The following is a 12272-nucleotide window of genomic DNA, read 5'->3' on the forward strand; positions in this document are numbered from 1 at the left end:
CAAACACTCACAAAGGGTTGCAAAGAGTTTATGCCGTTGCGCGCGGAAAAACCATGGTGACGGTGAGGCCCGGTGCCTGTCCGTCCCCATCGTTGGTATCACTCAACTCCATCCGTCCACCGTGCAGCGCCATCACGGCGGCCACCAGCGACAGCCCAAGGCCGGTGCCCGGCTTGCTGCGGCTTTCATCGAGCCTCACGAACCGTTTCACGGCATCATCACGCCGCTCCGCAGGAATGCCCGGTCCATGATCGGCAATGCTCAAGCGAACGTCTTGGTCACCGGCTTTGAGGCTGACGCGGATTTCACTGCCATCATCACCGGCATATTTGATAGCATTGTCGAGCAGATTGAAAATGGCCTGACCAATGAGTTCTCGGTTGCCGCGTACCCGACCTTCTTGCACAACATCACTGACCAGCACATAGCCCGCCTCCTCGGCCACCGGCTCGTAAAGCTCCGCCGTATCGGTGGCAATGACTGAGAGATCGAGATCAGACAGTTCCGCGGCAATATTGCCTGCCTCCACCCTAGAGATCATCAAAAGCGCGTTGAACGTGCGGATCAATTGATCCGATTCACCGATAATGCCTTCAAGGGCGGCCCTGCGCCTTTCCTCATTGCCATCATCCAGGGCATCCGAGGCCTTATTGCGCAAGCGCGTCAGCGGCGTTTTCAAATCATGGGCAATATTGTCCGACACCTGCCGCAGGCCTTCGTTCAGCTTTTCAATGCGCTCCAGCATCTGGTTCAGCGACACGGACAGCCGATCAAACTCATCTCCGGAGCCAGACACCGGCAAGCGCTGGGCCAGATCTCCGGCCATGATCTTTTTGCCAGCCTCCGACATGCGGTCAATTCGCTTCAGGGCATTGCGACCAATGGCAAACCAGATCAGCAAAGCCCCCGCACCCATAATAGCCAAAGCCACCATCAGCGCCTTGCGCACCAAAATCCGAAATTTTGTCGGCTCACCCAGATCGCGGCCCACCAGAATGCGCAAACCATTATCGAGGAAAAACACTTTGGCCAGAGCCAGATGTTGGCGGTCATTGCTGGTTTCGAGATAGCGGTTATAGCCGAAGGGAAAATCGGTCCAACCCTCGTGGTCCAGAACGCCCGGCTGCACCGAGCTGACATTGCCTGCCAAAAACTGACCATTCGGGCCAGCGATCACATAGAGATTGGCACCGGGCTGGCGCATGCGCCGTTCCATCAGCTTCAGCAGGCTGTTAACGCCACCACGATCATAAACCCGTTGAATTTCAGTAATTTCCTGCTGCAAACTGTCGCGGGTTTGCTGATCCAGCAGCCGTTCAGAAAGGGCTGTGACATAAAACACCAAAAATGCCGCACACAGGGCAAACAGTAAAATATAGAGCGCCGAAAGCCGCACAGCGGTTGACCGCATCAGTAAACCAAGGCGATTCATAAGGTCATACCATCCGTGTCAGTGTTACAAACCGCGGCCATTCGAGCAGCATTAATTAGCCTTCGTCCTTGATCATATAGCCCGCACCGCGCACGGTTTTTAAAAGCGGCTTATCAAAATCGCGCTCAATCTTGGAGCGCAGGCGAGAGACATGCACATCGATCACGTTGGTTTGGGGATCGAAGTGGTAGTCCCACACGTGCTCCAGCAGCATGGTGCGCGTGACCACCTGACCCGCATTTTTCATCAAATATTCCAGCAATCTAAACTCGCGCGGCTGGAGCAGGATTTCCTTGCCCTCGCGGCGCACTTCATGGGACAGCCGGTCCAGCTCCAGATCGCCAACCCGGTAGATCATATCCTGTTCTGGTGCGCCTTTGCGCCTGCCCAGAACCTCCACCCGCGCCAGCAATTCCGAAAAAGCATAGGGCTTTGGCAAATAATCATCACCGCCGGCACGCAGACCCGTCACCCGGTCATCTACCTGACCCAAGGCCGACAAAATGAGCACAGGCGTGTTGATGGCACGTTTGCGCAGCTCCGAAATCACCGACAAGCCATCGCGGCGCGGCAACATCCGATCGATGATCATCACGTCATAAGTATTTTCCGTGCCCATAAACAGGCCAGCTTCGCCATCGCTGGCGTGATCGGCCAAAATCCCGGCCTCTCGAAATGCCTTGGTCATGTAGGCCGCAGCTTCGAGATCATCTTCAATAACAAGTATTTTCATGTGCATGACATTACTGCCAGCCGCGCCCCGTGCAAAACCCGAATTGCCGCTTTCCACGCTTTGTCCCGTTTCAATTGTCATGATCCGCTCCTTCAAGCATTTCCTGAAGCAAAACCGCCATCGTGTTTAAGAAAACACGGCGGTTGGCAACATGCCAACCGCCGCATCAGCAATGAGAGTTTGTCAGGGAAAAGTGGCATCCGGTTTTCCCGAAAAGACAAACGTAATTCACACTCCAAAAGTGAGATCAGCCCTGACTGATTGGCAGAGCCACAAAGCGGCTGCCGTTATCGGTCTGGATCTGGAAGAGCGCCTTGGTGCGACCGCTCTTCTTGGCTTGGTCGATGATCTTGGTAATATCATCGGCCTTGGCAACCTCCTGATTGTTCACAGAGGTGATTGTCTGACCAACCTTCAGGCCCTTGTCGGCAGCATCCGAATTCTGATCGACATTGGTGATCGCCAGACCCTTGCCATCGTCAGAAGGCTTGACCGTGATACCCAGATTGGCAAGAGCCTTCTCGGTTGCAGGGCCTGCATTATCCGACTGACCCTGATCGCTGTCATTGCTGGCCACATCCTTGGCCGCAGGCAGGTTTCCAAGGTCAACCTTGACTGACTTCGAGGCACCATCCCGCCACAAGGACACATCAACCTTTGTTCCCGGTGCAAAGCCAGCAATGCGCTTGGCCAAATCGCGAGGATCCTTCACCGGATCACCATTGACGGCGGTGATCACATCGCCCTGCTTAATGCCAGCCTTTTCGCCTGGTGAGCCAGCCTGTGGCTCGGCCACAAGCGCGCCCTTGGCATCGGCCAGACCCAAAGATTCAGCAATGTCCTTGGTGACCGGCTGGATCTGCACGCCCAACCAGCCGCGCTTGACCTCACCATTCTTGATCAACTCATTCACCACCGACTTGGCCGTGGATGCAGGGATCGCAAAGGCAATACCGACGCTGCCACCCGATGGCGAGAAGATCGCCGTGTTGATACCAACCACCTGACCATTGAGATTGAAGTCAGGACCGCCAGAATTGCCACGGTTTACCGGCGCGTCAATCTGGATGTAATCGTCGTAAGGACCAGAGCCAATATCACGCCCAAAGGCCGAAACGATACCGGAGGTCACAGTGCCGCCAAGACCAAAGGGATTGCCGACTGCAACAACCCAATCCCCAACGCGCACCTTGCTGTCATCAGCCCAGTTCACATAGGTGAATTTCTTCTTCGGTGCATCGACCTTCAGCACGGCCAGATCGGTGCGCTGATCCTTGCCAACCAGTTTGGCATCATATTCGGTGCCATCATTCATCACGACCGTATAGGCCTGACCATCGGAAACAACGTGATTGTTGGTGACCAGATAGCCATCTTCCGAGATGAAGAAGCCCGAGCCTTGCGCAACGGGACGCAGTTTGCCGTGGCGCTCTGCGCGTGGGCCATGTTTGTCAGGACCGCCCTGTCCAGGCATGCCCCATTCCTTGAAAAAGCGCTTCAGCGGATCAGGAAGCTGGTCGAGATCGCGGCCGTTAAAGGAGAAGCCATTGCTGTCGTCGCTGGCCTGCTGCACATCCGACTTAACCCGGATCGACACAACGGCTGGTGACACAGCGCTCACCAGATCGGCAAAACTTGGCACCTGCGGAGCCTGCACATTCACGGCTTCTGCATAAGCAGGCGTGAGCATCGCTGGCAAAGAACCGGTCATCATCAGGGCAGCCAGGCCCGCAATTGTGCCGGTGCGCAGGATGGTCTTGGTTGTGTTAGACGTTGTGGTGTTAGACATGGGATCTATACCTTTATCTTCGTTGGGCATCTGAATTCTTGACGTCGTCTTCAAAACTTGACTGTCAGGCGGTGGATGACAAAGATATAGGTGCTCACACCTTACAAAGAACTGTCCGCAAGATGAAACTTTGGTAATGCAATTTTTCATGCAATGGACAGGTTACAGCGCGGTGCGCCATATATGACGCACCGCGCTGTAACACTTTTAATCTGTTGCATAATTTTCCCGAAAACCGGAGCCCACTTTTCGGTCCGAGGCTTTATTCGCCCAGAATCCGTTTCAGCCTGGCCTCTTCCTCAGGGCTCAATTTTGCAACGGCATTCTGCGATGCCCGGCGACGGCTGTAAGCAAAGGCAACACCTCCCCCCACCAGCAACAACAGGCCGGGTGCGGTCCAAAGCACAATCGTTTCCTTGGTCAATCTTGGCTTCAAAAGCACAAACTCGCCATAACGCGACACCAGATAGCGCAAGACATCCTCATCGCTGTCGCCTTTGACGATTCGCTCGCGCACCAGCACGCGCAGATCATGCGCAAGCTCTGCGTTGCTATCGTCAATCGACTGGTTTTGACAGACCATACAGCGCAGTTGCGAAGACAGATGGCGGGCGCGCGCCTCCAGCGCCGGGTCTTTCAACACTTCGTCGGGATTCACGGCAAAAGCGGCAGAAAATGACAGAAAAAACAGCACAACGCTTGTAAAAAGCCGACCCATCATTCTGCCGCCGCCACGTGTTTTGCCTGCACAGGTGCTGCTTTGCGCCGTGGCGCGCCAACCCGCAAGCGTCGGTCACTCAAGGAGACAAAGCCGCCCAGCATCATCACCAGCGCTCCACCCCAGATGCACAGAATATACGGCTTCCACCAGATGCGCACCACCATGCCGCCACCATCCATCGGATCGCCCAGCGACACATAAAGCTGGCTGAGACCAAAGGTGAGAATACCCGCCTCCGTGGTTGGCATACGCCGGGCGGTATAGAGGCGCTTGGATGACCACACATCGGCGATCTCAACCCCGCCCCGACGAACCGTGAAATGCCCGCGATCTTCTGTATAATTCGGCCCCTTACCGGAGCGCAGACCATCAAAGGTCAGCGAATAGCCACCCGCCTCGGTGGTCTTGCCGGGGGTCATTTCCACCACTTTTTCGCTCTGGAATGTGGTGACAGCAACAATACCGAGCACCGTTACGCCAAAGCCAAAATGCGCCAGCGCTGTGCCAAAGGCAGACCGCGGTAAACCAATCAATCGGCGAAAGGCAATGTTGAGCCTCTGCTTGCCAAAGGCTGCGCGATACCAAAGATCGGCAATCGCTCCAAGCATGATGAAAAAGCCTGCCGCAAGGCCGAGCACCGCCATCACCGGCCCGCCATTTTTGGCATAAAACAGTGCAAGACCCGCAAGAAATGCAACGCCAGCCACCAGATAAAGCCTTTGCAAAGCGCCCAGCAGATCACCACGCTTCCACGCCATCATTGGACCAAAGGGGATGGCCACAATCAGCGGAATCATCAACAGTCCGAAGGTGAGATTGAAAAAAGGTGGGCCGACCGAAATCTTGTCACCGGTCAATGTCTCCAGCAGCAAGGGATAGAGCGTGCCGATCAGCACCGTTGCAGTGGAGACGGTGAGGATCAGATTGTTCAGCACCAGCGCGCCTTCACGCGAAATCGGCTGAAACAAGCCGCCGGTTTTCAGCATGGGCGCGCGCAGCATGAACAGAAACAGCGCCCCACCGATGAAGAAAATCAAAATGCACAGAATGAAAATGCCGCGCGTCGGATCCGTGGCAAAAGCGTGAACCGAGGTCAACACGCCGGATCGCACCAGGAATGTGCCCAGCAGCGACAGTGAAAAGGTGAGAATGGCGAGCAATACCGTCCAGATTTTCAGCGCATCGCGCTTTTCCATCACCAAGGCAGAGTGCAACAGCGCTGTTCCGGCAAGCCATGGCATGAAGGATGCGTTTTCAACCGGATCCCAAAACCACCAGCCGCCCCAGCCCAGCTCATAATAGGCCCAATAAGACCCCATGGCGATGCCGGCCGTGAGAAAGGTCCAGGCCGCCAATGTCCATGGCCGCACCCACCGTGCCCATGCGGCGTCAATGCGGCCATCCATCAAAGCCGCAATGGCAAAGGAAAAACAGACCGAGAAACCAACATAGCCGAGGTAAAGCAGCGGTGGATGGATGGCGAGGCCCGGATCCTGCAACACCGGATTAAGGTCCTGCCCTTCGGCAGGAGCCGGAAAGAGGCGAATGAAGGGATTGGAGGTCAGGAGAATAAACAGCAAGAACGCCGTGGTGATCCAGGCCTGCACCGCCAGCACATTGGCCCGCAGGCGATCTGGCAGATTGCGCCCAAACAGGGCCACCATGGCGCTGAACAGCGTCAAAATCAGCAACCACAGCATCATGGAGCCTTCGTGGTTGCCCCACACGGCGGCAAACCGGTAGACGGTCGGCATCAACGAATGCGAATTCTGATAGACATTCAGCAACGAAAAATCCGACACCAGATAGGCGTGGGTGAGAACACCAAAGGCCAACAGCACAAGGCCAAACAGGGCAAACGTGCCATTCACAGCCGTTTGCATCAAGGCGGTATCACCGCGCCGCGCGCCAATCACCGGCAGGATGGAAACGATAAGGGCGGCAGCCAGTGCCAGAACCAAAGCGTAATGGCCAATCTCGATGATCATTTCGCTGGCTCCTCTTCTTTCCAGACTCCGTCTTTTTTCAAACGGTCAGCCACTTCCTTCGGCATGTATTTTTCATCATGCTTGGCCAACACCGTATCGGCATTAAATGGCCCATTCCCCTGACCAACCACCCCTTCAGTGACCACGCCCTGCCCTTCGCGAAACAGATCAGGCAGAATGCCCGTATAGGTCACCGGCACCGTCGCCTTGCCATCGGTCACCGCAAAACTCACAGTAGACCCATTGCCGCGCTGGACCGATCCTTCAGCCACGAGGCCGCCAAGGCGAATGCGGGTTCCCGGGCCAACAGGGCTTTTGGCCAGATCAGACGGCATATAAAAATAAGCAACAGATTGGCCAAAGGCGAAGAGGATCAGCAACACGGCAACCATGATGAAGCCGACACCACCGGCAATCACGGCAAGGCGTTTTTGTTTGCGCGTCATTTCATCACCTCGTCCACCGACAGACCAAGCGCCTTGGCGGCATCGATCAATTGTTTGCCTTCATTGCTATCAGCCGGGAAGGTTTTGAGAGCGGTTTTCAGCGCAGCCATAGCCTTGGCTTGATCTTTCAGCATGACATATGACCGCACCAGCCGCATCCAGCCTTCAAAATTATGAGGATCGGCTTGCAGCTTGGCATCAAGGCTCGCCACCATGCCCGCAATCATCTTTTGGCGGTCTGCATCCGACATGGATTGGGCAGCCGCGACCGCGGCGGCATCCGGATTGCCAGGCGGTGCAGGCCCGGAATTTCTGCTGGCATTTGGATTGACCGGAGCACCGCCATTTTGGGCGATATGGCGCGCGACAAGCGGTTGCCACGGCGCATCAGCCGGAGAGTCCGCCGCGATTTTCTTGAACGCGGCCAGAGCCTCTTCCCGCTTGCCGGATTGCTCCAATGCCAAGGCGAGATAATATTGTGCGCGGGGATTATTGGCTTGCAACACCTGCGAGCGTTGAAAAAGATCACGGGCGTCGTCGGTGATGACACCATCATTTTGCAACACCATTGCTTCCGCCAACCCGTTCAACCGCTCCGGCGTCTCGCCACTCAAGCGAATCGCGTTTTGATAGGCCAGTTGCGCATCGCCAATCCGGTTTTGGCGCAGATAAATCGGGGCAAGAACATCCCAACCCGGACCATCATCGGGGTTCTCCATCAAATGGCGTTCGGCCTTGGCAATCAACAGGTTGATGTCATTGCCGGGCTCGGCCAGTCTGGCCGTCAGCGGTTGAGACGGAAGACCGGGACTGCCGAGCAAGAGATACAGTCCAAGCCCCAGCACGGGCACCAGCAACACAACAAAACCTTGAGCCCAGATGTGTCGCGACGATTGTTGCGTTTGGGAAACTTCAAGACCGCTCTCCGCAGACAGCAGCCTGCGGGCAATTTCCGTGCGGGCGTAATCGGCTTCTTGCGCTGTGATCAAGGAGGCCGCCTTATCGCGCTCCAGCTCTTGCAATTGATCGCGATAGACCGCCATGGCCCCATCACGCGCCTGCACCTCGGCACGAAGACCGCTGCGAATAAGCGGCAGCAGAAAGCTTGCGGCCACAGCGAAGGTTAAGAGGGCAATCACAATCCAGAACAGCATAGGGTCCAATGACTTTATCGAGAGACGCACTTCACACGGCAGGAATAGCAGTATCCATGCCGCGCTCTTTGACATAGGGCAATTCACAATTGATCAGCGGCTAGTCTTTACACGAATTCACTAGGGAAGATACACGATAATTTCTATCTTAAATTGCATTAAGAGAAAAATTCACCCAAACTTAATTGAGCGGTGTCCAGGTGCCGTCATCATTGCGGCAGGCGGCCCCGCGCCCTTGATAGCTTTTGCCGTCCATTGTCACCGTGTGTCTATACTGACGACAGTTCTGATTGCCGACCTGATAAGGGGCTGCAGCCATCACTTCGCCGGCGGCATCATCATCGCGCCACGTCACTTTCAGGCCGGATGGTGAGGTTTCCAGCGCTCTATATTCCGCTTCAAGTGCGCGCTGCTTTTGCCCATTGGAGAGATCGGCACCGGACTTAGACACAACACCGCCTTGCAAGGCGCGGATATAAACCGACGCGCTCGCGGATGAGCCAAACACTCCTCTTTGCAGACCACCCGGCTGTGTCGTCTGGCAGGAGGCAAGGGCGAAGGTGCACACTAAAAGGGCAACGAGACCTGTGTTGGAGATCATCATGACGTGCGACTTACCCTTTCATGTTCATATCGTCTGACTGCATACATAAACTGTTACAGCACCCCTGAAGCGGATCGCAGTGAACAGGATATGCCACCCGCTTTATCTCTCATTGTCTAGCATGTCCGTTCTCGTTTCATTGAAAACACTGAAACGCGACATGCTTTATGCGCGCTTGATAAAACGCTGGGCGCTTTCAAGCATGACAACCCGTTTTGTGTGCTCACGCATCAGCAAAGCGGACTGTAATCCTCTCTATCTATTGCATAAATTTCCCCTCCCGTCGCGTCGGATATGAGGAATTGCGCAATAAAGTCTACCGCCATGTTAAGCCTGACCCATTCCTGTTTTGCAAGCCACGATTTCGAAGCGGCAATGTCTTTCTTCACAGCCGCTCATCCACTTTAGGCAATGTCACGCGACACGGCAGGCAACACAAGCCGCGCCAGCAAGCCGCCGCTCACGCCCCGCGACAATCCAAGCTTTCCCTGATATTCCGAAGTGATCTCTTTGACAATCGACAGGCCAAGCCCCGTGCCGGGCTTGCTTTCATCCAGCCTGCGCCCACGCTTCAGCGCCTCGCCAATCTGATCAGGCGCAAGACCCGGCCCGTCATCTTCAACGATGATTTCCAGCCACGCCTTGCGGCTGGGATCAACGCCGACCTCACCGGCGGGGGCCAATCTGGCTGTGACCGTCACCAGATGCTCGCTGTAGCGGGCAGCATTTTCCAGCAGATTACCGAGAGTTTCCTCGAAATCCTGACTTTCCATGGCCAGCGTCAGCCCGGTGCCTTCCATATGCAGCTCAAACTGCTTTTCCGGGTTCAGCTTGCGCATCACGCGCACCAGCCGCTCCAACACCGGCTCAACCTCGGTGCGCGACAAAATGGAATCGCGCTGGGCGGCAATGCGCGCACGATTGAGATAGGAGCTGACCTGGCTCTGCATGGCGCTGGCCTGCACCTTGATCACCTCATCATGGGGGGCATGCACGGCCCGTGCCTCATTCAACAGCACGGCAATGGGCGTTTTGAGCGAGTGGGCCAGATTGCCCACCTGCATGCGGGCGCGCTCGACAATGCGCCGGTTACTCTCAATCAAAGCGTTGATTTCATTGGCCAACGGCTCAATTTCGCGGGGGAATTCACCCTCGATCTTTTCTGCCTCGCCACCACGGATACGCTCCAGCGCCCGCCGCGCCCGATCCAGCGGTTTGAGGCCCAGCACAACGGTCACGGCATTGACCAGCAGGCCACCAAAGCCAAAGGCCACCAGAACGGCATAGAGCCTGCGCGAAAAAGCGGTGATTTCATCTTCCACCACTTTCAGATTGCCCGACACACGAAAACGCGCCGCCCGGCCGGATTCATCCAGAATAACCTCGGTTTCCGCAACCCGCAGCCGATTGCCGAAACTATCGGTCATTCCGTAAAAACGCTCATAATTCTGATCAAACGGGCTTTCTTCAAAGCTCGGCACCGGCAAATTGGTCAAGCCCAGCGAAGTCGATGCCAAGGGCGCGGCATTAAAACTGCCCAGTGGCTCCACCAGCCAATACCAGCCGGTTCCCGGCTGCGAAAAGCGCAAATCCCCCAGCGCCGGGCTGCCCACCAGGCTCTCACCATCGCCAACCGAGACGGAATTCACCACATTATAGAGCTGGGCGCGCAAAAGGTCATTGAAAGACCGTTCTGCGCCCGTCCGATAGAGTGCCGAAATGACCAAAGCCATGGTCACCAACGCAATAACATACCAAAGAGTGGCAAACAGCAAAACGCGTAAGGTGAGCGATTTGACCTTGAACACCTAAGCAGACTTTCGTTGGCAGGCCCAAGCAATGCCTGCTTCGTTTCTTGTTTTACCGCTGGTTTTCATCGAAAAACCGTGGCGCACGTTTGCAAGCCGGCTTACCCCTCAACGCGATCAGGCGCTTTGATGCGATAGCCAAGCCCGCGCACCGTCTCGATCATATCCAGCCCGATTTTCTTGCGAAGCCGCCCGACAAACACTTCAATCGTGTTGGAATCGCGGTCAAAATCCTGATCATACATATGTTCGACCAGCTCGGTGCGCGACACAACCTCACCCATGTGATGCATGAGATAAGACAGCAGACGAAACTCGTGCGAGGTCAGCTTCAGCGCCTTGCCATCCACCGTGACCTTGGAGCTTTTGGTATCCAGCCGCACCGGACCACAGCCGATTTCAGACGAGGCATGACCTGCAGCGCGGCGAATCAGGGCGCGAATGCGCGCCAGAACTTCTTCAACATGAAAGGGCTTGGTGACGTAATCATCAGCGCCTGCATCAATGCCGGAGACCTTATCGCTCCAGCGGTCGCGGGCAGTCAAAATCAGCACCGGCATGACCCGGCCTGCCGAGCGCCAGCGCTCCAGAACGGTAATGCCGTCCATGGACGGCAGGCCGATATCCAGAATCACGGCGTCATAGGGTTCGGTATCGCCCAGAAAATGACCTTCTTCACCGTCTTGCGCCTGATCAACGACATAGCCAGCTTCCTGAAGCGCCTCAACCAGTTGCCGGTTTAGGTTTACATCGTCCTCGACGACAAGAATTCGCATTCTCAAGCTCTCCGTTTCGATCCGTCCTGACAGACAGTCTTTTTGTGAAAACCGTCTTACAATGCTCAGCGCGAAATCTGAACGGTCTTTTTGCGTGGACGCGCATTATCACCCGATCCAGGCACAAGAATGGTCACAACGCATTGATCGCCCGATGTGCGCACCGACAAAAGCTGCCCGCCAGATTGATCCACAGCGCGCAAAGCCGCATTGCGGCAATCAACGCGCCCCGTTTGCGGGCTGTCACCGTTGCCGTTTTGCTCATTTTGCGCTTGCGCACCAACGGGGGATAACGCAACAACGAGCACGGATGCAGCCGAAATCAACAAGCATGAAAGCTTGGTTGATATGCCGCCTATGGTCCACTGTACTGCCATTATCTTCCACTCTGCCGCAATCGGATTCGATAGTCAATTTGTAGCGAAGAGCGGCTGAATGGCAAATGAATGCTCTTTAAAGCACTGCCGGAAGCGTGATTGCTTGCGGCAGCGCCTTCACGCAAAACTGAAGCCACCCACTCCCACTCACACTTCCATTGCCATCACATCTCGGTTGTCTGGCCTTTCGGTGCCCTCAATGCATGGCTTGCGACAATTCGGCCATAGAGCGCCACAAGCGCGCCAACAGAGCCAACCAGACTGACCACCCCATCAACCAATTGGCCTTGTTCCAAAAGGCCCAGTTCGTAGCCGCCGAGATGTAAAATGGAGGCCAGAATGGCAATGACTGCACCCCAAACTGCCTTTGATTCATACCACGCCTTGCTGTCTGTCATGCTCTTGTCCTTTCTTCGGGTTGAACACATCATCGCGAACGCCGGA

Annotated in this window: 12 protein-coding genes; all 12 read right to left on the reverse strand. The window is 55.7% G+C overall.

The features are described from left to right. Positions 1-28: 28 nt before the first annotated feature. Entirely contained in the window at positions 29-1432 is a 1404-nt protein-coding gene (locus tag BJF95_RS01010) for a sensor histidine kinase (RefSeq protein WP_075637586.1), read from the reverse strand. A 55-nt stretch (positions 1433-1487) separates the two neighbouring features. Further along, positions 1488-2246, reverse strand: a complete 759-nt coding sequence (locus tag BJF95_RS01015) for a response regulator transcription factor (RefSeq protein ID WP_280950426.1) — start codon at positions 2244-2246, stop codon at positions 1488-1490. A gap of 166 nt (positions 2247-2412) precedes the next feature. After that, complete coding sequence (locus BJF95_RS01020; RefSeq protein WP_075637633.1) at positions 2413-3954, reverse strand: Do family serine endopeptidase; 1542 nt, start codon at positions 3952-3954, stop codon at positions 2413-2415. Positions 3955-4216: 262 nt separating this feature from the next. Continuing rightward, a complete protein-coding gene (locus BJF95_RS01025) occupies positions 4217-4675 on the reverse strand; it encodes a cytochrome c-type biogenesis protein (protein ID WP_075637587.1) in 459 nt (152 codons plus the stop codon). Beyond that, the gene (locus tag BJF95_RS01030; protein WP_075637588.1) at positions 4672-6663 is read right to left on the reverse strand and encodes a heme lyase CcmF/NrfE family subunit; all 1992 of its coding nucleotides are present in this window, start codon (positions 6661-6663) and stop codon (positions 4672-4674) included. Before BJF95_RS01030 ends, BJF95_RS01025 begins: the two co-directional genes overlap by 4 nt. Further along, positions 6660-7109 carry a cytochrome c maturation protein CcmE gene (gene ccmE / locus BJF95_RS01035; RefSeq protein WP_075637589.1) on the reverse strand — a complete coding sequence of 150 codons (450 nt, stop codon included), beginning with the start codon at positions 7107-7109 and terminating at the stop codon, positions 6660-6662. The genes BJF95_RS01030 and ccmE overlap by 4 nt, the downstream gene beginning before the upstream one ends. Beyond that, positions 7106-8263, reverse strand: a complete 1158-nt coding sequence (gene ccmI, locus BJF95_RS01040; RefSeq protein WP_075637590.1) for a c-type cytochrome biogenesis protein CcmI — start codon at positions 8261-8263, stop codon at positions 7106-7108. Before ccmI ends, ccmE begins: the two co-directional genes overlap by 4 nt. Positions 8264-8444: 181 nt before the next feature. Continuing rightward, on the reverse strand, positions 8445-8867 hold the full coding sequence (locus BJF95_RS01045; RefSeq protein ID WP_075637591.1) for a hypothetical protein: 423 nt from the start codon (positions 8865-8867) through the stop codon (positions 8445-8447). 404 nt (positions 8868-9271) lie between these two features. Further along, positions 9272-10675: an ATP-binding protein gene (locus tag BJF95_RS01050; protein ID WP_075637592.1), complete on the reverse strand. Its 1404-nt coding sequence runs from the start codon at positions 10673-10675 to the stop codon at positions 9272-9274. 101 nt (positions 10676-10776) lie between these two features. Then, positions 10777-11451 (reverse strand): response regulator transcription factor, encoded by a 675-nt coding sequence (locus BJF95_RS01055; protein WP_075637593.1) that lies wholly within the window; start codon positions 11449-11451, stop codon positions 10777-10779. Between the two features lie 65 nt (positions 11452-11516). Then, a complete protein-coding gene (locus BJF95_RS01060) occupies positions 11517-11828 on the reverse strand; it encodes a hypothetical protein (protein ID WP_139317353.1) in 312 nt (103 codons plus the stop codon). Positions 11829-11992: 164 nt separating this feature from the next. Then, a complete protein-coding gene (locus BJF95_RS01065; RefSeq protein WP_075637594.1) occupies positions 11993-12226 on the reverse strand; it encodes a hypothetical protein in 234 nt (77 codons plus the stop codon). Positions 12227-12272 lie beyond the last annotated feature (46 nt).

It is taken from the genome of Rhizobium oryziradicis (assembly GCF_001939045.1).
In the GTDB taxonomy this organism is placed as follows: Bacteria; Pseudomonadota; Alphaproteobacteria; order Rhizobiales; family Rhizobiaceae; genus Allorhizobium; species Allorhizobium oryziradicis.